The following is a 25,505-nucleotide window of genomic DNA, read 5'->3' on the forward strand; positions in this document are numbered from 1 at the left end:
ATCAATACAAATGAAATTACCGAAACTACAAACTTAATAATACCAATTATAAAATGATCGGCTCTAAAAATTTTATATGTTATAGAGAATTAACTTTTCGTTACATTAACAGATCCTTTCTAATTAAAAATGATAGGAAACGTAAATATAACGAAAGCTGCCCAAAGTCCGTATATTGGCAAATACTTCGTAACGGCATCTTGGATAGCTTTTGGTCCTGATTTATTTTGCAAGAAACGCATATAGGCAAACATAATCCAAATGAGATTTGCCCAAATCACTATGTTTACTCCTAAAACAGCAAGTCTATTAGGTGTAATCCCGTAAGAAGAAAGTCTAAATACTATGGCTGACAATGCGACAGTGTCAATAATAAGCGCCAGAACAATTAAGGGAAAATTTATATAATCTGAAATATTCTTTTTCTCGTCCGAGTCACTTTCAACGATAGAAAATATAGTAACAGCCAATACACCCAGGAGGATTCCGTTGAAGGCCATTAGGAAATTGCGATCCAAGAACGGATTTTTCCCGACCCAAATTACCGTTATAAGATAGATAAGCAACGTGATCAGGACGAGAGGACTAAAAATTTTAGATATGTATGGTGTAATATTTTTAGCAAGCTTAAGATTCATTGATACTAAGTATGCAGCCACAATAGCGAGAGCCGCTGCTCCAAATAAAACAACATTACTAAAATAGAATTCTCCTATATCTAAGTCAACAAAGCTAAATAAACGCATGGTGAATACTGCTAGTATCATTCCGCTCACTGCCATGCTAGCGTAGAGAAGACAATATTCTAAATTAAATTTTATATAGGCTAATCTTGTACTGCCTTTTGAATATTCATTTCCTGTAAACGCAAGCCCTACTAAGACCCATAAAAATATAGGAAGATGTAAATAAGCAAGAATGGTACTGTCTTTATAATTTAATGGCAACGTATTAAGATACATCCCGGAAATTAGGAACAACGCTGCAAGGGAATAAATAATACTTTTTTTGGGAGTATTATTGTAAACAAAATAAGCAGCAATAAAGGGAATTACACCAAAAGCCAAGTTAATTGGAGCAATTGCTTCCTGTTCGACAAAGTGGAAAATGACCCTGGTGCTTATGCCGGCCAGAATAGCTAAAAGGCCCATGAATAAGAAACCTTTTTGAAACAAAGATGTTTTTTCTTTATTTACTTTCTCCTTGAAATGCAACCTTTCATACCAAGCACCTAGAACCTGAGAATCAGGGTTTTGGTCCCATGCTTGTGAGAATGCTTTTTTAAAAGCTTTCGGATCTTTTCTATACATCTTCTCCAACTCATGGGGGTTATCCATATTTTTAACAATCAAATTGTTAATGTTCATAGTTATACCTCCTCTAATTTTAAAAATAAGGTTGTTACCTTTTAACAAAAGCACCTCACTCATTTATTATGATTTTGATTTTAATACAAAATTTATCGTTTTACAATAAAAAATTATTATTTAAAGGATTTTTTTTATCGTTAAATTTTAAATAAAAGAATAACAAAAGAGCATGACAGTTTTATGTCATGCTCTTTTAACAAATTAATTCTCAAATACAAAATTAATCTTATTATCTTTCCACTCTAATTTCGCATCAAACGTTTTCTCGCCCTTTTTAAAGCCTTTAATTAAATCAGTCTTTTCACCTTTTAAGAGCTTTGTCATATTCTTTTGCGAAATTGTTTTACTTAATATCTTCTTTGAAATGGTGAAATCACATTGCGTTGTATTATAGTTAGAACAACCGTAAAACGTTGACTTATCAATTACATCACCATCACATTTTTTACAGCTACCAACCTTTTTACCCGTTGTAAATTTCGATCCTTTCCGTTCAATCGATTCAACATGTAGTCCCGTGAAATCCCACTTCTCAGACATTTCCACTGCGTCTTCAATAATTTTAGCTGATAGCTTTTTCGTCTGTTCCATAAATGTAGCTGGTGAAGCTGTACCTTCACCAATTTCCGCAAGACGTTGTTCCCATTTCGCAGTCATTTCCGGTGAAGCTAGTATTTTATCACCAATTGCGGTAATTAATACTTTTCCTTTATCAGTCGCATACACTTGGTTTTTCTTTACATCTATATACTTACGGTCTTTCAGCATCGTAATAATACCTGCGCGAGTCGCTTCCGTACCTAAACCTTCTGTTTTCTTTAATACTTTCTCCAGCTCTTCATTCTCTAAATACTTACCAGCTGTTTTCATTAACGTAATAAGTTGTCCTTCTGTATAGCGCTTCGGTGGCTGTGTTTTTCCTTCTTTCACTTTCACCTTTACAACTTTTCCTTCTTCGCCTTCAGCTACAATTGGAAGAATGGTTTCGTCATCTTTATCGTCTTGGAAAATAACTTTACGCCAACCTTCTTGAATTTGCTGTTTTCCTTTTGAAATGAATTCAGCACGTTCATCTACAAGCGTTACAATCGTTGTATAGTCAAAGATTGCAACTTCATAATGAGCTGCAATAAGCCTTCTTACGATCATATCGTATATTTTCTTTTCATCACCTGATAGTCTGCTTGGGTTTGTAACTTGCTCTGTCGGAATAATTGCGTAGTGATCTGTTACTTTCTTTTCATTTACATAACGCTTGTTATTCATAATGGATTCAACCGGAGCCGGTAATAAGCCTTTATATTCATCAAACTGACTTAACTTCTGTAAAATATCAGGGAACGTCGCTGCTTCTCCTTGTGTAACATAGTTAGAATCTGAACGTGGATAAGAAACAATCCCTTTTTGATATAGTGCTTGCGTTATATCAAGCGTCTTTTTCGGTGAAAACTTAAAGGCTTTATTTGCCGTTGCTTGCAGTGATGATAAGTTAAATAAAAGCGGCGGCTGAAACTCTTTACGCTCCGTTTTCATTTCCTTCACAACAGCCGGTTTCCCTTGGCAAAATGCCGCAATTTTATTCGCCATATCAGGATCTTTTAAGCGGGATTCATTATCCTTTTCCCATTTTCCGTCATATTTCTTTCCTTCTATATTAAAGGTTGCAAACACTTCCCAGAAAGGCTCTGACTTAAAGTTTTCAATTTCTTTCTCTCGCTTTACAATCAATGCTAACGTTGGTGTTTGGACACGACCAGCAGAAAATACATCATTCATTCCTTTTTTCTTTAACAAAATACTAAAGACACGTGATGCATTCATACCAACAACCCAGTCAGCGCAAGATCTTGTGTATGCTTCGTAATACGTATTAATTGTATCTGATTCATCAAGTAGATTTTTAAATCCTTGGTAAATAGCTTGCTTCGTTAAAGATGAAATCCATAGACGTTTCATCGGCTTTTGCACGTTACAAAGATTAATAATATTTCGTACGATCAGTTCCCCTTCACGCCCAGCATCTCCTGCGTGAATGATTTCTGTTACCTGTGGATTATGTAACAGCTGTTTCACAACGTTAAATTGCTTATACTTTGACTTTGTTACTTCAAATTGAAAACGTTCTGGAATCATCGGTAATGTATTAAGTGACCATTTTTTCCACTCTGCGTGATAATGCTCTGGATTACATAACTGCGTCAAATGACCAATTGCCCATGTACAGTACGCTCCATTTGGAAATAACTCATTCGCTTCTACCTCTAAATATCCATCTTTCCGGCGATATTTAAACTGTGAAACAAGAGCCAACCCTTGATCTGGTTTCTCGGCAATAATTAATTTCATTTTATAACTCCCTATCTGTATTCCAGTGTTACTTTCATTGTCTATATGTTTAGAAGCGATGATAAAACAACAATCTTATTTATCATTCGCGGTTTGTCTCGCAAATGGGAGACCTATAATATTATACGCTTATTCTTTATGGCTTCACAATAGAAACTCATAATATAACAATTTCTTTCACATGCTTATAATTAAAAAAGACGCCCTAAAAAATCAAGCGTTCCTTTGCTTACATCTATGAAATTGTGCAGATAATATGCAGATATTAATAAGCATAAGTACCCTCCATATAAACATATGATGAAATGAACGATAGGACAAGGAGGTATCATAATGTTTGCTTATACGTTAACTACCTTAACACTTTGCTGTACCTCGATTCTTATTACATCCTATATTTCTAAACGTAAGGGTACCCTAATGGAGTATATGGTATTTATTATGTCTTTTAGTATGAGTATCGGTTTAAGTATTGGTTTTTACTTAGGCATTCTCTTTAAGGGGGAATTACTATATTCTACTTTGCTTGCTATTTTAATTAGTGGTTTTATCGGTTTCTTAATCGGTCTACGTTTTCACCTATATACTGCTTTAGAAGGAATGTTCTCTGGATTAATGGCAAGTATGATGGGAGCAATGATTACAGAAATGTTAAACGCTCAACAAGCTCATAATATATTGTTCATTAGCCTTTTACTTACTATAACGATTACTATGTCCTGTGTGATTCAATTATTATCGGAGAACTTTTCTACTTTTATCCAACAGCGTTTTTTGTTATTACTTTCAATTAGTGTAGTAATTATCGTTGCCGTATTCGCGACATTCCCAGATCATACTCCCTCACCTTCATCCGGGCATGATCAACACATACATTAGTACTTGCAACAAAAATGAATAAGCAGCTATCCAAAGGATAACTGCTTCCTATTATTCTGGCTTATTAGGAATGTTTTGGTTTGGAACATAGTCAGATTTATAATCTGTATAGTTCACTTCCGTTACCATCCCTGCTGAAGCATGGTGTAAATCGTGACAATGGAACATCCACTTACCCGGATTGTCTGCTACAAAGGCTACTTCATATTCTTCACCCGGTTTTAAGTTCAATGTATCTTTTACAATTGGAGAACCTTCTATCGGTTTTCCATCTTTACTCAACACCTGGAAAAAGTGTCCGTGTAAATGCATTGGGTGATCATCCATTTTAGAACGATTTACCAACTTCACTTTTACTAAATCACCCTTTTTCACTTGAATTGGGTCAATATCCGGAAATACCTTTCCGTTAATTGTATATACCATTTCATTTCCATTCATTTGCGTATTTAAGTCCATATTATATGTGGCAGTATACTCTTGATTTAATGTGAAACTACCTAATTTTTTAGTACCATATTTCATTATATCTACTTTCGGTAATTTTTCTTTTTCGTCTGCTTTATCTTTCATCTCTTTGCTGCCATCATACTCAATAACAGCTTTCATTCCTTTTGCACCTTTATTTTTTGAATGGTCTTCAACATACCATTTCCCAGGATTATTAGCAGTAAATTCAATATCATAACGTTCACCCGGTGCGATTGAAATTACTTTATCCTTTATAACTTTTGGATCGTTTATTGGTTGACCATCTGTCGCAATTACTTTTATATCATGGCCATGAACATGTATATCATGTGATAGATAACCAGCATTGACGAGTCTAAGACGAACGTTATCTCCCTTATTCACTTTTAATGGCGCTACTAAATCACCGCTTTTTCCATTGATTGTGAATAAATCGTACATACTCATATCATGACCTTCCATCTTCATATTTCCATGGTCCATTCCTTCCATTTTACTAGAGTCTTTTTTATCACTGCCCATGTTCATATCAGAATGATCCATGCCGTTCTTATCATCATTCTTTTCCCGATTTTCATTACCTTTAGATTTATTACCTATTTGCCCTTTTGTCATTTCTTTTAACTGCTTATTAATTTCTTCTTTATCTGTAACCCATTCATCCAACATTAATGTGTAATCTTTATCATATTTTTCCTTTGTATCTTCTACAATGAGCGCTCCATACAAACCTCTATCTAATTGATTTACAGAATCTTGATGCGAGTGATACCAGTACGTTCCTGGTACGTTCGCTTCAAATTCGTAAGTGAAACTTTTTCCTGGTTCAACTGCATCTTGTGTCACGCCTGGAATTCCATCCATGTTATTTGGGACAGGATATCCATGCGAATGAATAGATACTGGTGCAGATAATTCATTTTTTAATGTCACTTTCACCTTTTCACCTTTTTTCACCCGAATTTCTGAACCAGGAGATGAGCCATTAAATGTCCAGACTGGAACAATAACACCGTTACTTAATTTTTGCTTTTCTTCTTTCGCTATTAAAGTAACTTCTGGTCCTTTTTCAACCTTCAATGGTGTTGTAGCTGTTTCAGTCTGTAGTGTTTTTTTATCATTCATATTTTTATGATCATTTGTTGTATTTGTCGTCACAGAACAGGCAGCAATTAAAAATATTACAGAGACTGTAATGGCTGCTAATACAAATCGCTTCATGGAAAATCACCCCTTTTTCTTTTTCAAAATCATTATAGAAGTTGATTTTCAAGAAAATAAGGAGATGTAATTAGATCTTACGTAAGCTAATTGGAAGATTACTAAAAGCGGAGACATTACAAGAGGCGAATATTTTAGAAATACAAAATGCTTTCCTTGTAGCGACTATATTAGCCGTTCTCGTATTTGTTTTGACGTTATTTCTTAAGAAACAATAACACTGCTATTATTAAATAAGAAAAATGTAGCTAAAATGCTCTTCACAAAAGAACTTAGATTTTTGTATAATAAGAACTAATGTTCTTTACAGACAATGGACTCAAATTACACAAATATATCAAATAGAAGAGGATTGATATACGATGAAAATTGATAGACCAAAAATTTCACCAGAGTTATCTTCAAAGAATTTTCAAGATATTTTTTATGAAGAAGATCCAACATTAGAAGTGTGTGAAATTATAGACTCCACTTTCGAAAATGAATCTGTAGATAGAGTGCGATTGTATGATGCAGTGATAAAGAATTGTAAATTCACTAATACAGACTTTAGCAATATTGATATTACAGATGTTTGTTTTGAAAACTGCGATTTATCAAATGTTAATTTAAGCAATTCTTCTGTTCATAGAGTCGAATTTAAAAACAGTAAATTAATCGGGGTTAATTTTGCAGAATCTAGCTTAGGAAATGTTAAATTTGAGAATTCAATTTTGAATTTAGCGGCATTTGGAAATTCTAAACTAGAAAAAATTATATTTAATGAAACTTCATTAAATAATGCAGATTTTTTTGACTGTAAACTTAAAAAAGTTGAATTCCAATTATGTAGTCTTGATGAAGCTAATTTTGATCAGACATCACTGAAGGGGATAGATATTAGTTCTTCTACCTTTGATACACTTACAGTTTCAGTGAACGATTTAAGAGGATGTAAAGTATCAACATATCAAGCTGTTCAGTTTGCTACTTTATTAGGATTAATAATTAAAGATTAGTATTTCGAAGAAAAGAACCCTATCCCGAATCATGGATTTTTTAATTGTCCACGATTCGAGATAAAGTTCAAATAAATTAGTGATGACTCTTTTATTATTTAACTACAGCTTGGTTTCCTTTTACATGTTCATTATTTACACTCATAAATTCTTCAATTTCTTCAACTTCTCTAATGATATCTTTTGACAAGTTTTCATACCCGTCTTTCGTTACAAGAATGTCATCTTCAATACGAATTCCAATTGATTCTTCTTCAATATAAAGACCAGGTTCAATTGTTATAACCATACCTTCTTCTAACATTCTATCTTTATATGTTCCTACATCATGTGTATCTAAACCAAGGAAATGGCTGACACCATGATAATAGTATTTTGATAACTCTTCATCTTCTTGAATTAAACCAATTGCTTTACACTCTTCTGCCAGTACCTTTTTTGTATGCTCATTTAATGCAGCGAACTTTAATCCCGGCTTAATAATCTCTGTTGTTTCTTTTAATGCTTTTAATACAATATTATAAATTTGTTTTTGACGACTAGAGAATATTCCATTTGCCGGGAATGTATAACTAATATCAGCGTTATAGTAGTCTTTTTGAGCACCTAAATCTAGCAATACTAAATCACCATTTTGAATTTGTGCATCATTATCTTCATAATGAAGAACTGTAGCATTTTTACCACTTGCCAAAATTGTATTGAACGCATGATGCTTAATGCCAGATGATTTCAGTGTAAAATCAAATTGAGCTTCTAATTCATACTCCATCATGTCTGCTTTTGCATGCTTAAGTACGTTGTAAATACCGTCTTTCGTTATAGCAATCGCTTCTTTAATAATTTCAATTTCTTCCTCGGTTTTAAAAACTCGTAATTCACAAATGTTCGGATATACATTACCAATTGTTACGTGTGGATATTTTTCTCTTACATGTTTAGCAAATGCTAATGTTTTTGTCTCCGTACCATTCCACTCGCGACGTTCTATATCTAAATATAGATGCTTCGCATTTTCTGTAAAGAGTATATTTGATACTGCTTTTTCAAAGCTATCTAAATATAAAACTTTCTTTATACCTGAAATTCCCTCTGCTTCTTCGCTAGAAACTGTCTTCCCAACCCATTTTTCCATTACTGGATCTGATTTTTCAATGAAAAGTGTCTCTTCTACACTATTCCCAAACTTTTTCAGCATAAAAATAACATTTGGTTCATCGATTCCCGTTAAGTAGTAAAAATTACGATTCGGTACAAATTTATAATGTGCATCAGCTGACATATGCGGTGCTTGTCCCGCAAATAAAATCGTAACGGATTCATCAGGTAATGTTTTCGTTAGTCTTTCTCTATTTTGAGCAAAAAATGTTGATTTCATAATAATCCCCCTAGTGTTCTATGTATGCTTGTGAAACTAATCATCAATACAATTTATTCTATTATTGTTATAATTTTTCGTCAATTAATTATACTCATAGCGAAAGGAGAATTTTCATTACTCGGGCCTCTTCCACGCTAAATTATGCATACCACTCCACAATTTCTTGATATTTATTCCATATACTTAAAATCTCATATATAGGAAAGGAGCCATAACTTTGAAACATTATGTAGCAACAGGGTTAGCAATTACTTCTTTATTAATAATTTCAGGATGTTCTAGCAACGTCGAAACAGCACCAGTGAAAAAAGAAACGGTGCAATCTCAGCCAAAAAATATAGAAACAGCAAATACGAGTCCGCAAGACTTCTATAAAGAAATTACATCTGGAAAAATCGAGCACATTCACGGAATTGGCTATGCAGGAAATATGTCTGGGGTTTCTATCGCCACTCATAGCGGGATAAAAGTTTATCAAAATGGAAAATGGCTTGAAACTAAAACTGGACTACATGATTATATGGGCTTTCAGGCAACGAAGAACGGGTTCTTTGCCAGCGGTCATCCTGAACCAGGTGCAAATTTAAAAAATCCTTTAGGATTATTGAAAAGTTCTGATGGCGGTAATACCCTTGAAAAGCTAGCGTTTTATGGAGAATCCGATTTTCATAACCTTGCTGTCGGATATAATACGGAAGCAATTTATTTATACAACGAACGCCCTAATTCTGAATTACAACAAGGTTTTTATTTCAGTACGAACAACGGACAAGAATGGAAAAATAGTAAGTTAAAAGGTCTTTCAAGTACGATTCATTCCTTTTCAGTACATCCGAATCAATCTAGTGTAGTCGCGGTAAGTGCTAAAGACGGTGTTTACTTATCTACAGATTACGGAAATACATTTGAACTATTCCCTAAATCACTTGAATCGACCGCAATTACATTAAGTAATGAAGATGTTATTTAGGCCCCTATTAATAAGCCAATCGTAACGAAGAAATCAATTGCTACAAATGAAGAAACAAACATACAAATTCCACCTTTAGATTCTAAAGATGCAATTATGTATATTTCACAAAACCCTCAAAATTCAGCTGAAATCGTATTTGCTACAATGAAATCAAATGTGTTCATCTCTACAGATGAGGGTAATACGTGGAAGCAGATTGCTAATGAAGGAACATTCCAATTTAAGTAGAAGGGTGAATATAATGTGTTTTCAACAATAAGTGAATGGAGCTATCAACTCATGTCTCCTTTAATGGATGCCGCGAATGCTACGAAATCTGTACCTCTTTTATTTTCATTTTTATTAGGCATAGTAGGTACCCTTGCTCCTTGCCGATTAACAGGAAACATTAGTGCTATTACACTTTATAGCAACCAATCTTTACAAAAGGGACATGTATGGAAACATATACTTTTATTCATTTTAGGAAAAATAATGGCTTTTACGACGCTTGGACTATTAGTATGGTTTTTAGGAAAAGAGATTCAGCAAATATTGACTTTGTATTTTCCATGGTTACGAAAAATGATGGGACCCCTATTAATTTTAATGGGGCTACTGTTGTCAGGTATTATAAAAAGAAGATATTTCTTCTCGATTAAATTTATACGAAATCAAAATGAAGTTGGTTCATTTTTACTCGGATTCTTCTTTTCCTTAGCTTTTTGTCCGACTATGTTCGTTCTATTTTTTGGAACGTTAATCCCTTTATCTTTATCATTTAATTACGGGTACTTGTTTCCAACGTTCTTTTCGATAGGAACTGCGCTTCCTATCGTCGTATTAATGTCCTTCATCTCCTATCTGGGATTAAACGGGGCATTACTAAAGAAGAGCAGGAAAATAGGAAATAGCATTCAGCGTATAGCTGGTTTTCTCCTTATTTTAATCGGATTTTATGATACTGCTCTTTATTGGTAATACATACAAAAGATAGGCTCTAGTGAAATGAGCTTATCTTTTGTAATATTATATTCATTTTTTCTTTTGCTGTAGTTGAGCTAATAAATTCTTAACAAACGCGAGAAACAGCGGGTCATTCTCTTTTTTAGGTGACCATTGCATAATAAGTTGTCGTGGAATTGTAATTTCTATCGGCTGTACAATGAAGTCATGAATAATTTGCTTATGTAGTCCTGATAACGGAACGATTGTTATACCATTAACTTGTATAGTAAGTGCTAATGCTGAACTAATTGATTCTGACTCCATCACTTTATTAACTGTTATTTCATTTTTCATCAAATACGGTTCGAGCACTTCTTTGCAACCAGAAAGCGGCATAATAAAAGGATAATTTTTTATATCATTAATAGTAAGGTTAGGCGGAACTTTTTTTGAAGAAACCATAACATACGGATCTTCACCAATGACATCATAATGAAATCCTTGTATTAATTTTTCTTTTATAGAAATAGAAAAATCTGCACTACCTGATGATAGCCAATCTAACACTTCTTGATAGCTTCCTTCTCGAACTGCAAGTACATATTGACTATGATCAATATTCCCTAGTTGAATACACTCCGCCAAACAATATACAGTAACGGAAGGATACGTAGCTAGTACAATTTTATACAAGCTTTTATTCTTCAACTGGAAAGCTGTTTCCTCAAGTTTTTCATACTCCATTAGAAGTCGATTCACACCAACTAAAAATTCTTTGCCATTTTCAGTTAGAATCGTTCCTTGTCTAGAGCGATCAAATAACGTTATAGCATATCGTTTCTCTAATTTGTTAATAATATGTGTTATTGCTGGCTGTGTCATATGTAATTCCTTTGCTGCCAGACTAATACTATTTAAACGAGCCACATATGTAAAGACTTTAAAATCAAAAACATTCATTCTGTTCTCCTTATATAAAATATATTTATATCATCTATAAATAACCTTCATTATATTTATGAAACCACTTCATTTACACTGAGTATACATCATCAATATTACAAATAGATGAAACTTATATACCCTAGAGGAGTGTTGATTAAATGAGTACTTACATTTTAGTACATGGAGCATGGCAAGGTGAATGGGCATGGGAATTAGTAAAACCTCAACTAGAGGCTTTAGGTCACACTGTTATTACACTAGACTTACCTGGAAGTGGGAAAGATACAACTCCTTCACAAAATATAACGTTAGATTCCTATGTTGATGCAGTAACAGCTAATATAAATCAACAAAATGAAAAGGTTATTCTTGTTGGACATAGTATGGGTGGAATCGTTATTACTCAAACTGCTGAACTTATACCAAATAAAATCGATAAATTAGTATATCTTTGTGCTTTCTTACCACGAAATGGAGAAAGTCTTGGTAGTAAATTAGACGGAGAAGATGGCCCGCAATTCACTATAAATGAAAATGACTTGACTGCTGAACTTATACCTAATCTAATTGAACAAACATTTTTAAATGCTACAGAAGACGGTTCTATTAAAGAAGCATCTTTTAATCAAATGCGTCCTCAACCACTAGGACCCTTCCAACAAGAGCTGAAAATATCTGAAGAAAACTTTGGAGCCATAGATCGCATTTATATTGAAACGACTCTAGATAGAGCGATTCCAATTGATTTTCAGCGCCGAATGAATACAGAAACACCTTGCAAGAAAATTATTACTTTAGAAGCTGACCATTCTCCATTTTTCTCTAAAGCATCAGAACTTGTTCATTACTTAAATGAATTAAACTAAATTTTTCATAAAATAAATAGACACTCACAGGTGTCTATTTATTTTACTAATTAAAAGCTATCTTTACTCTATCTACATTGCCATGCCCTTTTGCTTCATCTCCCACTTTTTATACAGTAGTACTGCACCAAATAAAAATACTCCCGCAACAAATGAAGCTATTGGTAACATCTTTATCATTTCATCTGGAAATACGAGCGGCAATAATGGAAATGCATACACTGCTGGAATACGTACACCAACAATTTTTAATAAAATAAGCATTAATATCATATTTAATAAAGTGACTACAATCCATGAATCAATCGCAAAGTACAATATTGTTCCAACAGTTGCAGATGTAGTTAATACTACTATTTGTTTAAAAGCCATTTTTTCATTGTACATCGGCTTTTGAAGTGATTCATATACAACAACTAATATTGGTGGAATAACTGCTAATTGTTCATAACCAGTTATCCAACATAAACTAATCCATACGAAATTTAGTATGAGAAATACAGTCATATATTTATACTGTATTTGCACTTTTCGCTTAATACCGTTATTCAATTTAAATACAAGAACACCAACCATTAAAATAAATGTTAAAGCGAATACCGCGATAACAAATGACCATTCCGTTGCATTTGTTACTAATGGTAATAAACCTGTCGCAATAGATGGTGCTAAATTGGATTGAATTACACGTAAAAAAAGCATCATGAATACAAGCGTTAAACTTACTTTCCCTAAATAAGCAATATCCATTTGATTCACCATAAAACCAATCACAGCTGTTATTGAAGGTGCAATGAAGATTTTTTCTGGTTGCCTTAACCATCCTGGCTCACGATACGCCCATAAAGCAATTGCCATCGCTGCCATTTCCGGCAGAATAACTTCCGGATCATTTAATAACACACCCGCTGTTACCATGGCTAAAATAAATAAAATAGCAATCGTATATGAGATGATTGTTTCTTTCTTTGAAATTACTGCATTCATTATTACATACTCCTTTGTGCTCATTTCTTTCATAATGTAAAACAACAATTTTATACCCTACTACGGTATTGTATATTAACATCTTTTCTATTTCAAGTATCATTAAGTTATTCACATCCTTTTTCCCTCCATACCCTTACAAAAAAGAAATTTTTATAGACGTTGACACTTAATGAAAGATAGGTTACAATAACTATACATTAGTAAGTAACTAATGAAATTAATTCTAACTAGAGGTGAAAACAAATGCAAAACATTTTATTCCGTATTAATGAATTATCAAAAAAAGAAAGAACATCTGGATTAACAGTTGATGAAAAACAAGAACAACAAATGTTACGTCAAAACTATACAGAAACATTTCGTGGAAGCCTAGATTCCATTTTATTAAATACAAAAATTGTTGATTCGAATGGTCTTAACGTTACACCAGTTGCATTACAAGATGCTCAAATACGTTTAAAATTAAGCAAATGAGTTCCGCGCTAAAGAATTTCAATAAAACATAAACAGAGCTGGATTTCCTATATAGAAATTCCAGCTCTGTTTATTGTCTTTTCTAATTTAGTAAACGAGCGATACATCGCAATTCTCCACGACACAATCATCGCAAATGCTAGTAAGAAAAACATGCCGCTTAACTCTGCCAAATCAATTGATTGGCTTAAATATGACTTTAATGCCACGCGTACAGCTAATAAGCCTACTAAAATGAATATGAATGCTTTTGACGGTTTCATAAATATATGTTCGCCTTTTATTTCGAACTTAGTTGTTTTAATAAGAAAAATAGAGAAAATAATCCCTATACTAATTGCCTCGACTATTTCTAACGATGTTAATCGAAAATCTGGTAAAAAGTACATCATCGTGCCTGTACTCATAAAAATTGGTGGTAATATAATTTTCTTTTTCGTTACCGGCTTTTTCGCTGCTTTAAAACGTAGAAACATTACCCCAACAGCCATACAAACCGCTATGACACTTGATAAAAGTGCTATCATACTTTCCACTCCTATCTATTTAAATGACTTTTTTAGCAAAATCATAAACCAATAAGTAACTACATGCCGCATTATAGAATTTCTTCATTATATTCCTCCTGCTGTAAACTTTCCATATTCGCTGCAATCATTTTACGCAAAGTTTATGAACGGAATATGAACAAAAAAGCCATTCTGCAATTAATAATTGCAAAATGGCTTTTTAACTTATTTTAAATCGTCAATTGTGAAAGCACCTGGAAGTAATTGCTCAACAGTCACTTCTTTTTCATCACCTTTTACATTCGTTAGTAATACAGGCATTTTCGGATCACAGAATTCAGCAATTACTTGTCTACACGCACCACATGGTGAAATCGGTCCATCAGTTTCTCCTGTAATAACTAAGTAACTAAAGTCGCGCTCTCCTTCTGATACTGCTTTAAAGATCGCTGTTCTTTCTGCACAGTTACATAAACCGTAAGAAGCATTTTCTATATTACAACCAGTATAGATTTTACCTTCTTTCGTAACTAATGCTGCGCCAACAGGAAATTTCGAATACGGAATATATGCTTTTGCTAACATCTTATTTGCTTCTTCGATATATTTTTTCTTATCCATATTATTTCCCCCTTAAAGTATGTGTAATTATGATTAGTCAGTAATAACTGTATGAACTAATTTAGGAGCCACTGCTGTTTCAGCGATAGAAATATTTTCGTAAATTTTTGCTTTTACATCTTCTACATTTTCACGATTTGCATAGATTGTTACGAATGGCTCGCCTTCTTTTACTGCATCGCCAACTTTTTTACGTAACATTAATCCTACTGCTAAATCGATTTCATCTTCTTTTGTCGCACGGCCAGCACCAAGTAGCATAGCTGCGATACCAATTTCATCTGCAACAATGTTAGAAATAACACCTGAAGTTTTTGCAGGTACATCAATTACATACTTCGCCTGTGGCATTTTTTCTGGATTGTCTACAATTGAACTATCTCCGCCTTGATTGCTTAAGAACTCTTTAAACTTCTCAGTTGCTTTTCCGTTTTTCATCACTTCAATTAGCATTTCACGAGCTTCTTCTAACGTATTTGCTTTTTTCGCAAGTACGACCATTTGACTTCCTAATACAAGTACTAATTCCGTTAAATCTTCTGGGCCTTCACCTTTTAACGTATCAATCGCTTCTTTCACTTCTAGAGCGTTACCAATTGCAAATCCAAGAGGTTGTGACATGTCTGAAATAACAGCCATAGTTTGACGTCCTACATTATTTCCGATACGCACCATTGCATGAGCTAATTCTTTTGCATCTTCTTCTGTTTTCATAAATGCGCCAGCACCTGTTTTTACATCAAGTACGATTGCGTCAGCACCAGCTGCAATTTTTTTACTCATAATTGAACTCGCGATTAATGGAATTGAGTTTACTGTTCCTGTTACATCACGTAATGCATAAATCTTTTTATCTGCAGGTGTTAAGTTTCCAGTTTGTCCAATAACAGCTACTTTGTCACGGTTTACAATATCAATGAACTGCTCTTTCGTAATTTCAACATGGAATCCTTCTACCGCTTCTAATTTATCAATTGTTCCGCCTGTATGTCCTAATCCACGACCAGACATTTTTGCTACTGGTACATCTAAAGCAGCTACTAATGGTCCTAATACTAATGTTGTTGTATCACCAACACCGCCAGTTGAATGTTTGTCTACTTTAATTCCTTCAATTGCTGATAAGTCGATCGTTTCTCCAGACTCAACCATCGCCATCGTTAAATCTGCACGTTCGCGATCTGTCATATCTTTAAAGAAGATTGCCATTGCAAGTGCACTCACTTGATAATCAGGAATACTTCCGTCTGTATATCCATTAATAAAGAATTTGATTTCTTCAGTCGTTAATTCTTTGCCGTCACGTTTTTTTGCAATAATATCTACCATTCTCATTACAATCACCATTCCTTTTTATATGATATGAATCTATTAAAATAATAAGCCAACGATCGTTGCTGATAAGAAACTTACTAATGTTGCACCGAAAAGTAATTTCAAACCAAATCTTGCGACTACATTCCCTTGCTTTTCATTTAAGCTCTTAACTGCCCCTGCAATAATTCCAATTGAAGAGAAGTTTGCAAATGAAACTAAGAATACAGAGATAATCGCTGTCGTTCTATCTGAGAAATTAAAGTTTCCTTGTGCTAAATCTGTCATAGCGACAAATTCATTTGATACTAATTTTGTTGCCATAATATTTCCGGCATTAACTGCTTCATGCCAAGGTACACCCATAATAAATGCAAATGGTGCAAATGCATAACCAAGAATTTCTTGGAATGAAATACCGATTACACCTTTAAATACTGCATTAATGAATGCGATAAGAGCAACGAAACCGACTAACATAGCTGCTACTGTAATCGCAACTTTAAATCCATCAATAATGTATTCCCCTAATACTTCAAAGAAAGTCTTTTTCTCTTCTTCTTGTACTTCTAACATATCTTCTTCCTCAGTAACTTCATACGGGTTAATGATAGAAGCAATGATGAAGCCACCGAATAAGTTAAGCACTAAAGCGGTTACAACATATTGTGGTTTTAATAACACCATATACGATCCAACGATAGACATTGAAACGGTAGACATTGCAGATGCACATAATGTATACATTCTTTTCTCTGGCAATAATCCTAGTTGTTTCTTAACTGAAATAAACACTTCAGATTGTCCTAAAATCGCAGAAGCAACAGCGTTATATGATTCTAGTTTCCCCATTCCATTTACTTTACTTAATGCTAGACCGATAGATTTCACAATAATAGGTAATACTTTAATGTGTTGCAAAATACCTATTAAGGCTGATATAAATACGATTGGCATTAATACACTTAAAAAGAACGAAAACTCTTTTTGATTTACTAATCCACCAAATACGAAATTCACACCGTCAGCGGCATATTTTAATAGCTCTCCAAAACCATCTGCTATCCCGCTAATTAATATATTCCCTACACTTGTATTTAATAATAGAAACCCCAAAATGAATTGTAATATAACCATCGTTATGATTGGACGATATTTGACTTTCTTTCTATCATTACTAGCAAGCCAAGCGATACCTAAAATCAATACGAGGCCAAAAACACCGATTAAGTATTTCATAAGCCGTTTCCTCCCATTCGTATCCGCTTACATTTTTTTCAATTATTAAAGCAATAGATATACTTTAAACGTATATCTATTGCTTTAAGCTTTTATCGATTAGTAGTTATCTGTAGCACCTTTTGCATCATTTAATACGATTGCAACACTAGCACTTGCTCCAACGCGAGAAGCTCCAGCAGCTACCATTTTGTCTGCATCTTCACGTGTACGAACGCCACCAGATGCTTTTACACCAACGTTTGGTCCAACTGTTTTGCGCATTAATGCGATGTCTTCAGCAGTTGCTCCGCCAGTTGAGAATCCAGTTGAAGTTTTTACGAAGTCAGCACCAGCTTTTACTGATAATTCACAAGCGCGTACTTTCTCTTCATCTGTTAATAGGCAAGTTTCAATGATTACTTTTACAAGCGCTTTTCCTTTTGCTGCTTGTACTACTTCATAAATATCTTTTTCAACGAACTCGTTGTCGCCATCTTTTAAAGCGCCTACGTTGATTACCATATCAACTTCAGTTGCACCTTTTGCGATAGCATCTTTTGTTTCAAATGCTTTTGTTTCAGTAGTGCTTGCTCCTAATGGGAAACCGATTACAGTACAAACGTCTACATCATGTCCAGCTAGTTCATCAGCCGCTAATTTTACCCATGTTGGGTTAATACAAACAGAAGCGAATTTATATTCCTTTGCTTCTTCGATTACTTTCATAACATCTTCTTTAGTAGTATTAGCTTTTAAAATTGTATGGTCAATTAACTTTGCAATGTTCATTATCTTCACTCCTCATATCTTTTAACAACTTCATTCTAACTCTTAGTTGAACAAATGTAAATACACTTTTGAAATTTTGTTCATTATTTTTTAAAAGGCATTTTCTTGTAGTAAATAAAGCGCATTCTAACAAAGAACACTTCATATATAATCAAATTTTCTTTGTTAACAATGGTAGTATGTATCTCCATATCCATAATTATTTTTAAAAAGGCAATTTGTGTTCAAAAAAGACTCCTATCATTCATACATAACAAAATAAAAGGAGTTCTCAAAATTAACATTTTGAGAACTCCTTTTATTTCTAACCTTTTTGATAATGTAACAGTTCTTTTGCTGTATGCTGATCGATAATTAATACATTTGCATACCCGCCACGTAACGCACCATCAATTGCTTTTATTTTTCTATTACCACCTGCAACTAAAATAGAGCGTTTCTTTAATTTCAGTTCCTCTAACTCAATTCCAATTGTACGCTGATTAATCTCTTCGCTACTAATATTTCCGTCTCCATCAAAGAAACGTGAACAAATGTCACCGACCGATTGTTTTTTGAGTAAACTTGTTTCATCCTTATCGAAATAACCTAATCGGAATAATAGCGCTTCGTCTCGCACTGTTCCTACAGTGAAAACTGCAATATTCGCTTGTTTCCCCATTTCAATAATGTGATGAATATGTCGATCCTGCTCTACTAATTCTTTTGTCACTGCATTATCAAATATAACTGGAAGAGGTAGATTTCTTGGCGTCGTTTGAAAAGCATCTGCAAATAAAGCTATCGTCTCATTCGCATATGTATTTACACTCGAATGACTAATACCGCCTTTTAACTGGACAACCTCTACCCCTTTTACATGTTGCGGTACGATTTTTCTAGCGATTTCATACATCGTCATTCCCCAGCTTACACCAACAATATCACCGTTTTTAACCGTCTTTTCCATATACTCAGCAGCATATTTACTTATATACTCTGTAATCGTTGCATATTCCGGTACTGGAGAAAACACAACATGTGCCTCTAACAAGTTGTACTTTTCTTTCAGTAAATTCCCAACGTTATCTAAATCCGCAAATGGATCGGCGATGCTAATTTGAACAAACCCTTTTTCTTTCGCGTACTTTAACAATCTAGAAATCGTCGGTCTTGAAATATTTAATTTGTTAGCAATTTCTTGCTGACTATAATCTGATTGATAATATAATCTTGCAACTTCAACGCTTAATTGTTGTTTATCTTTTTCCATAGTAACTCATTACAAATCCCTTCCTGTATTTCCCTTTCGTTACAAGCATTATACAGCTTTATGCAAAAAAATTCGACTACCGAATTTTATTTAACTGAACTTCTATTACGCTTATTATATATAATGAAATCGTTCAATAAGAAACATGAAACATCATCTAAAGACTACCTTTGCTAAAATCTATTCAAATACCCCTCATAAACAAAAGATACTGTCCATAGGGGGTATGTATTCAATTTAACTTTATAAAAATCGGATGAAAACAAGCAAGTTCCCACTTATTTAGAATAAGTGAAAAGATGATGTTTTATTTGTTCAATAAAGTAATGATGGTGTATATTATCGTTAGATACTCGACTTGCCATAATAGCTCCCTCCATTGAAGAGGCAAGAAAAGAAGCGAGTGATATAATGTCTATATCTTCTTTAAGTTCTTGTTTCTCTATTCCTTCTTTTATGAGAGAAGCCATTAACATTACTGTATCATCATAGCCTTTTGCTGCTGCTTTTTGTAATTCTGGAAATACTCCAGTACTTTCAATTGCGCTATTAAGTAATGGACAGCCTCCAGCAATAGGAGGATTATTAGCTGCATCTTGATATACAAGGAATATTGCAAGGATTTTATCAATTGCATTCTTTTTATTTTCCATTGCTTTATGAAAATGACTCCACATAATCTCACCACTTTTGTCGTAGGCAGCAAGGACAATTTCTTCTTTACTTTTAAATCTACGATAAATAGATCCTTTAGGTAACTCAGTAGCTGTCATTATATCCTGAATGGATGTGCGAGTTATCCCATTAGTATTAAATAAATATAATGATGTTTCAATAATTTTTTCTTTTACCTTATCAACTTTAGTCATGCTTTGTAATCCTCCTAATGAAAACGATCCTAATATTCTAGGTAATGTTTACCCTCTATTTTCTTAATTTTTTTGTAAGTATAAATAAGTTCGGAACAGAAATATCTTATCAATCCCTATCTTATGGAAACCTCAAACAATACAATTTGAAAAGAAGTTAATCAAATTATATTATCCATATAACTTAAGTGAATTTTCTGTTAAAATAACATGACCGATTGTTTAATTCAGTCATATTATACAACTAATTTTACCTAAAATCGTAGAGGTGTAAAAATATATAGTTAATTTTAACGTATAGACATATGATTATTATATATAATTTTTATTAATATGTTTAGCTAAAGTGTTTGAACTACTCCCACTTTCACTTCGTATATTAGGATATCTCCCGCAGTCCTTGCAGTTAAAAGCCTTATCACTTCATTCTATAAAAAGCTAATTGTCAAAAATTAATGAGTACTGAAATTTGCTTGTAAATAAGCAACTGAGATATAAATATATTTGTTGTTTACCATTTTTATTTTATTAATAATTTATAAAAGGGGTTTAAAAAACTAGAAACTTATAGTATCATTAGTTTCCGAACCGAACGGTCCGGTTCGGTATTTATATAAATATATTTTAGAAGGAGAACATAATGCAGAAAGAAAAATCAAAGATTCTAAGTAATTTAATTATGGAGGTAACAAAGTGAACTTTATACAAACCAATAAAAAAGAAATTAATATGCTACTAGTTTTTACAATCTTTACACTACTTCAATTTGGCTGGTTCATATTATTTGGCCTATCACTTTTAACTAACAGCAATTTAGCTGACTCAGAATTTATTATTAGTGCCATTGCTTTTACTGTACCTGCTATTATAGGAATAATTTTATTTAAGAAAGAAATTATTGAGAGTTTTGCTTATTTTAAAGAGAAGACAATTTTGAAAATAGTAAGTGTTCCTCTGGTGGTTTTATTTACGGTAATTGTAGAACAGACTGTTATGCGTTTTCTCGCACTTGGTCAGCCAGAGAATCAAGAACAGCTCCTTGAAACGGGCGCGGAGATACCTCTTATATTTACATTACTTGTATTTGGTATTCTCGGTCCAATACTTGAAGAAATTATATTTCGTCATATAATATTAAATCGTTTTTCACATTATATTGGTACTGCTATTGCATCTATCATTTCGATTCTAATTTTTACATTCCTTCATACGAACCAGCTTTCGGATTATGCTATATATCTACCTGGCGCGGTGATACTTACTGCGGCTTATCTTATTTCTAACAGATCCCTTGCATATGTTATGGCGATACATATGCTAAATAATTCTATTACTTTTATTCAATTGCATATGTCATAGGAAAACATATGTTAGACAATTGCAAGTTTTAATGCAAAAATGCTCTATGTTTCTATCGAGTATTCTTGGCAACAGAACCACTTTTTCTACGGCATAAGAAAGCCATAAGAAAGCTAATCAAAAATTATAATATATTAGGAGAGTGTCAGTCATGATTGTAACAACGACTTCTGGAATTCAAGGTAAAGAGATTATTGAGTATATTGATATTGTAAATGGGGAAGCTATTATGGGTGCAAACATTGTACGCGATTTATTCGCTTCAGTTCGTGATGTTGTTGGTGGCCGTGCTGGTGCTTATGAAAGTAAGCTAAAAGAAGCCCGTGATATTGCGATGGACGAAATGAAAGAACTTGCAAAACAAAAAGGTGCGAACGCTATCGTTGGTATTGACGTAGATTACGAAGTTGTTCGTGATGGAATGTTAATGGTTGCTGTAAGTGGTACAGCTGTACGTATATAAGTAAATAAAAAGAGATATTAATAAATCATTGTACGTCGAAAAAACACAGTTTGAGTGTAAACTGTGTTTTTTTATATAGAGGCCCCCATCACTATCAAGCTAAAATTTTTTAGTACCTCCAAAACGAAATTTTGTGTCAACTTGTACAAAAAGTCCATTTTTTCGTTTTGGGGTAATTCTAAATTCTTAAGTTGATGAGCAATGTGGCGGTACCCTAATACTGTACAAATTTTTTATAAATGGTTGTAAGGTTCTACGTTTTTGACCATTCTGTACAACGATAACTTTGGTTTATTGATTTCACCTGTAATCTGGTAGCCTATCCTCTGATACAATTTAATGGCAAGTTGGTTCTCTTTCTTTACCGTCAGAGAGCATTTGGCAAAGCCTTGCAGCGAAGCTTGTTCCTCAGCAAATTCAATTAGTCTGGTACCTATCCCTAGTCCTCGACTTTCGGGCAGTAAGGCAATTGTTCCGATGTGAAACTCGTCATCTTCTCCCTCCTTCAAGGTAAACATGGAATAAAGCATTTTGATATTCTGAATGTTATAAACAACAAAACCCAGCTTTCGGAACGAAAGCAGCTGTTTAAAAGTGGGCCAGGCAAGACGATTTAAAACGGGTATGGGATAGCAAGTAATCATCCCTAAAGTTTTCCCGTCCATTTGAGCTTCATAAGCGTATTGATGACTGAAACGGTTGTTCTCCTGCCGCCATAGCTTACAAAATGTCCAATCGACTGTGTTCTTCTCCTCAGATCCTGCAAGTGGAAACGCCATGTATTCCAATGCCATTACATTTAGCTGGGCGCCGACCATGGATTGATGAACAGCCTTTACAATAGAGATTTTATTCATTATCCTATTGCTCCTTTTCACTTTCTATATTATTAATATTAATTATCATGGATTTGAATCAGTTCACTTCCCTCTCAATTCATCCTTAGCTTTGAAACCATAATAAAATGTATTTAAAACAAGCTCTGCAGCAGATTTTTTAGCCACATTTCCTTCATGTACCTGTTCCCAGGTATGGAAAAGCAGAGCATAAAGCGTATTCAAAATCCATTCACTGCTAACTGTTTGCTGAAAGTAACCTCTTTGTTGTAGCAATTCAATAACGCGTCTTAAGGGTTCCCTCAGCTTCTCTTCTGCTTCACCTAATTCTTTGTTGTTAAATACAGATGCATCATGACCTAGAAAATAGATTTTGTCACCTAAAGGGATTAACGCTTCAATGAGTTCCGGGATATAGTTTTCGCTTCTTTCCTCATCCAGTGGAATCTGGTTTACAGTATCACTTACCAGTTGTATAGCCCGATGGCCCAAGAACAGCATCAATTTCTCCCTGCTTTCGACGTAGCGATGGAGTGTAGCAATTCCAATTCCCGCATATTCCGCAATTTCATTCATCGAAGCAGTAGGATTTTCAACAAGCAATATAGTAGCTGAATCAAGAATTGCATTAAATCTCGCTTCCTTCAACGCTGACAAGTCTTTCTTCATCGTCAATCTCTCCCTTTTTCTGTATAAAGTCGTCATTTTTGATAGATAAATATATCATTTGATATTATAATAAACAATCTCAAATAAAGTGTCCAGCTGCTGAATGTAGCTTTTCAAAAAGAATTATATTACTGAAACTGATAGCACTTTGAATGTTTCATTTTTAGCATTTCATTATTTAGATAACGATGAAGAAATTAAATTCTTTAATGTAATAAATACAAGAGCCAAAGGAAATGGTACGAGTTACTTTCTGCATAAAGTTATCGGTTTATTTTAAAATTCACTTCCGGGTATTTGGTCATCAGCCTTTTAAGGATGGAGCCGTCATCCTTCTGTTTTACATACTGGTCAAAAAATGCCAGACTGAATTCGTTGATAATACGATGAACTTCCTTTGGATTTTCACCTGTGCTCTGCAACACAGGGGAGAACAAATGTAAATCAGTGAAGCTTGTATGATCCGTATGAGGAATGAGCATTGACATACCACCACCAGCTAACCCACGTCCGTATCGCTCCCTCACTTCATAGGGATCTGCTTCATCAGGCTCTTCTGCACTCATGAGCAGAAACGGTTTTCCAATTCCATTTTCAGGAAAAATTTCCCCATAGAATGTACCATCCATATTGATAGCTGCTTTGACACGAGAATCTTTTGCAAGTATTTGTGCTGCGGTAGCTCCACCGTAAGAGTGGCCAAACATTCCAATTCGCGATGTATCCAGTCTTCCTGTAAAGAAGCCGGTCTCATCGTTTTGGTTAAGTTTCTCTATCTGATTAAGGACAAAGCTGACATCTTCCTCCCATAATTTTATGTGGCTATCCCCTTCATCAGTTAAATTGATGGGCTGTACGTAAGCAGTTCGACCATCTGGAAAGACGGTAGCTGCAGCATCAAAGGTATGATCGATACTTAGAACAATGTACCCTTGACTAGCCAACTCCTCAACTTGAAACGTGTTTTGATTACGAAAACCATTAAAACCATGAGAGAAAAGTAATATGGGATAGTGATTCTCTGAGTCTGAGAGTTGTAAATCCATAAACGAATGAGACTTTACCAATTCCATGTGGCTGAATGCAAATGCAGGAATGGACAATGTTTTTTCCAATCCCTTGGAGAGCTCATTTATGTTACGAATATAAGGTTCTCGATCCCCCTTGCTTTTTTCAGCTGCAGGATACCAAATTTGCACCATCAGTTCGCGCCGATCGGTTGGATTTTTCGAATATGGTTCATTTCTCTGATGATCAATCCAATGATATACCTTCGTACCGACCCTATGCGATCCAGTTGGTTCTTCAAATGAAAATACTGGCATAAGTAAGGGTAGCGCAACTGCTACAGACAAATAGATACATAGCAACGAAGTCTTAACTATGAATATACCCGAACTTCTAAAACCCTTTTTCCGCCCAGTTAATAAATAGCATAAAATTAAGATAACTGGGGATACATATGCCGGAATCATCTGCCACCTAAAACCTTCTGCCAATAACTGAACTGTAACCATTACAACGGCAACCAAAGTAGCTAATTTAGACCACTTTTTCGTTTCCCCGCCTACTAACAGTACCCAACTCAATAGACTAAAATTTACAATTATCAAAACAACTTCCCAGAAATTCATTGGCCTATCTCCTTTGCATGCATTTTACTTCTAATTAAAGAGCTAGTTTTCAGCCTGAGCAAAAGCAGATGAAACACCTATATAGTTGCACCGATTATGCTAATCGCTTCATCCACTCTACTCCTTTC

Annotated in this window: 23 protein-coding genes and 1 pseudogene; 8 read left to right on the forward strand and 16 right to left on the reverse strand. The window is 34.1% G+C overall.

The window, feature by feature from the left end; genetic code table 11:
• Positions 1–119 precede the first annotated feature (119 nt).
• Entirely contained in the window at positions 120–1,367 is a 1,248-nt protein-coding gene (locus CQ064_RS00105; protein WP_001024723.1) for a DUF4153 domain-containing protein, read from the reverse strand.
• Positions 1,368–1,571: 204 nt separating this feature from the next.
• On the reverse strand, positions 1,572–3,716 hold the full coding sequence (gene topB, locus CQ064_RS00110; protein ID WP_000766771.1) for a DNA topoisomerase III: 2,145 nt from the start codon (positions 3,714–3,716) through the stop codon (positions 1,572–1,574).
• 333 nt (positions 3,717–4,049) lie between these two features.
• On the opposite strand from topB, the gene CQ064_RS00120 reads away from it, so the two are divergent.
• On the forward strand, positions 4,050–4,595 hold the full coding sequence (locus tag CQ064_RS00120; RefSeq protein WP_000458538.1) for a hypothetical protein: 546 nt from the start codon (positions 4,050–4,052) through the stop codon (positions 4,593–4,595).
• Between the two features lie 51 nt (positions 4,596–4,646).
• On the opposite strand, the gene CQ064_RS00125 is transcribed toward CQ064_RS00120, so the two are convergent.
• Positions 4,647–6,287, reverse strand: a complete 1,641-nt coding sequence (locus CQ064_RS00125; protein ID WP_000819875.1) for a multicopper oxidase family protein — start codon at positions 6,285–6,287, stop codon at positions 4,647–4,649.
• A 362-nt stretch (positions 6,288–6,649) separates the two neighbouring features.
• Between CQ064_RS00125 and CQ064_RS00130 the strand changes: the two genes are divergently transcribed.
• The gene (locus tag CQ064_RS00130) at positions 6,650–7,285 is read left to right on the forward strand and encodes a pentapeptide repeat-containing protein (RefSeq protein ID WP_000687268.1); all 636 of its coding nucleotides are present in this window, start codon (positions 6,650–6,652) and stop codon (positions 7,283–7,285) included.
• A gap of 94 nt (positions 7,286–7,379) precedes the next feature.
• Here CQ064_RS00130 and CQ064_RS00135 read toward each other — a convergent pair whose 3' ends face one another.
• Entirely contained in the window at positions 7,380–8,663 is a 1,284-nt protein-coding gene (locus CQ064_RS00135) for an aminopeptidase P family protein (protein WP_000842977.1), read from the reverse strand.
• 220 nt (positions 8,664–8,883) lie between these two features.
• Here CQ064_RS00135 and CQ064_RS00140 point away from each other — a divergent pair.
• Positions 8,884–9,867, forward strand: a pseudogene (locus CQ064_RS00140) (F510_1955 family glycosylhydrolase).
• 15 nt (positions 9,868–9,882) lie between these two features.
• Positions 9,883–10,599, forward strand: coding sequence for an urease accessory protein UreH domain-containing protein (locus tag CQ064_RS00145; RefSeq protein WP_000493102.1), 717 nt, complete (start codon positions 9,883–9,885; stop codon positions 10,597–10,599).
• 54 nt (positions 10,600–10,653) lie between these two features.
• Here the strand turns inward: CQ064_RS00145 and CQ064_RS00150 are convergent, their stop codons facing one another.
• Positions 10,654–11,526 carry a LysR family transcriptional regulator gene (locus CQ064_RS00150; protein ID WP_001100325.1) on the reverse strand — a complete coding sequence of 291 codons (873 nt, stop codon included), beginning with the start codon at positions 11,524–11,526 and terminating at the stop codon, positions 10,654–10,656.
• A 143-nt stretch (positions 11,527–11,669) separates the two neighbouring features.
• On the opposite strand from CQ064_RS00150, the gene CQ064_RS00155 reads away from it, so the two are divergent.
• On the forward strand, positions 11,670–12,377 hold the full coding sequence (locus tag CQ064_RS00155; RefSeq protein ID WP_000109165.1) for an alpha/beta fold hydrolase: 708 nt from the start codon (positions 11,670–11,672) through the stop codon (positions 12,375–12,377).
• A gap of 72 nt (positions 12,378–12,449) precedes the next feature.
• On the opposite strand, the gene CQ064_RS00160 is transcribed toward CQ064_RS00155, so the two are convergent.
• The gene (locus CQ064_RS00160; RefSeq protein WP_000994730.1) at positions 12,450–13,364 is read right to left on the reverse strand and encodes a membrane protein; all 915 of its coding nucleotides are present in this window, start codon (positions 13,362–13,364) and stop codon (positions 12,450–12,452) included.
• Between the two features lie 246 nt (positions 13,365–13,610).
• Between CQ064_RS00160 and CQ064_RS00165 the strand changes: the two genes are divergently transcribed.
• A complete protein-coding gene (locus CQ064_RS00165; protein WP_001179618.1) occupies positions 13,611–13,841 on the forward strand; it encodes a DUF896 domain-containing protein in 231 nt (76 codons plus the stop codon).
• A 47-nt stretch (positions 13,842–13,888) separates the two neighbouring features.
• Here CQ064_RS00165 and CQ064_RS00170 read toward each other — a convergent pair whose 3' ends face one another.
• From CQ064_RS00170 to CQ064_RS00200, 7 genes are all read right to left on the reverse strand, one after another.
• Positions 13,889–14,368 carry a CcdC family protein gene (locus CQ064_RS00170; protein WP_000561070.1) on the reverse strand — a complete coding sequence of 160 codons (480 nt, stop codon included), beginning with the start codon at positions 14,366–14,368 and terminating at the stop codon, positions 13,889–13,891.
• 207 nt (positions 14,369–14,575) lie between these two features.
• Positions 14,576–14,971: a cytidine deaminase gene (locus CQ064_RS00175; protein WP_000358521.1), complete on the reverse strand. Its 396-nt coding sequence runs from the start codon at positions 14,969–14,971 to the stop codon at positions 14,576–14,578.
• A 33-nt stretch (positions 14,972–15,004) separates the two neighbouring features.
• Entirely contained in the window at positions 15,005–16,306 is a 1,302-nt protein-coding gene (locus CQ064_RS00180; RefSeq protein WP_001983022.1) for a pyrimidine-nucleoside phosphorylase, read from the reverse strand.
• Positions 16,307–16,342: 36 nt separating this feature from the next.
• Positions 16,343–17,524: a NupC/NupG family nucleoside CNT transporter gene (locus tag CQ064_RS00185; RefSeq protein WP_000876188.1), complete on the reverse strand. Its 1,182-nt coding sequence runs from the start codon at positions 17,522–17,524 to the stop codon at positions 16,343–16,345.
• 99 nt (positions 17,525–17,623) lie between these two features.
• Entirely contained in the window at positions 17,624–18,295 is a 672-nt protein-coding gene (gene deoC / locus CQ064_RS00190; RefSeq protein WP_001017440.1) for a deoxyribose-phosphate aldolase, read from the reverse strand.
• A gap of 304 nt (positions 18,296–18,599) precedes the next feature.
• A complete protein-coding gene (locus tag CQ064_RS00195) occupies positions 18,600–19,547 on the reverse strand; it encodes a DNA-binding transcriptional repressor DeoR (RefSeq protein ID WP_000409787.1) in 948 nt (315 codons plus the stop codon).
• A gap of 278 nt (positions 19,548–19,825) precedes the next feature.
• Entirely contained in the window at positions 19,826–20,416 is a 591-nt protein-coding gene (locus CQ064_RS00200) for a TetR/AcrR family transcriptional regulator (RefSeq protein WP_000169644.1), read from the reverse strand.
• 693 nt (positions 20,417–21,109) lie between these two features.
• Here CQ064_RS00200 and CQ064_RS00205 point away from each other — a divergent pair.
• Both CQ064_RS00205 and CQ064_RS00210 read left to right on the forward strand, forming a co-directional pair.
• Entirely contained in the window at positions 21,110–21,775 is a 666-nt protein-coding gene (locus CQ064_RS00205) for a CPBP family intramembrane glutamic endopeptidase (protein WP_001009381.1), read from the forward strand.
• A 151-nt stretch (positions 21,776–21,926) separates the two neighbouring features.
• Positions 21,927–22,238: a YbjQ family protein gene (locus CQ064_RS00210; RefSeq protein ID WP_000637507.1), complete on the forward strand. Its 312-nt coding sequence runs from the start codon at positions 21,927–21,929 to the stop codon at positions 22,236–22,238.
• Between the two features lie 233 nt (positions 22,239–22,471).
• Here the strand turns inward: CQ064_RS00210 and CQ064_RS00220 are convergent, their stop codons facing one another.
• From CQ064_RS00220 to CQ064_RS00230, 3 genes are all read right to left on the reverse strand, one after another.
• Positions 22,472–23,095, reverse strand: a complete 624-nt coding sequence (locus CQ064_RS00220; protein ID WP_001033858.1) for a GNAT family N-acetyltransferase — start codon at positions 23,093–23,095, stop codon at positions 22,472–22,474.
• 63 nt (positions 23,096–23,158) lie between these two features.
• Positions 23,159–23,743 (reverse strand): TetR/AcrR family transcriptional regulator, encoded by a 585-nt coding sequence (locus tag CQ064_RS00225; RefSeq protein ID WP_000710981.1) that lies wholly within the window; start codon positions 23,741–23,743, stop codon positions 23,159–23,161.
• 263 nt (positions 23,744–24,006) lie between these two features.
• Positions 24,007–25,377 (reverse strand): alpha/beta hydrolase family protein, encoded by a 1,371-nt coding sequence (locus CQ064_RS00230; protein WP_001012288.1) that lies wholly within the window; start codon positions 25,375–25,377, stop codon positions 24,007–24,009.
• Positions 25,378–25,505 lie beyond the last annotated feature (128 nt).

This window comes from Bacillus sp. MYb78 (genome assembly GCF_002975115.1).
GTDB classification, from domain to species: Bacteria; Bacillota; Bacilli; order Bacillales; family Bacillaceae_G; genus Bacillus_A; species Bacillus_A cereus.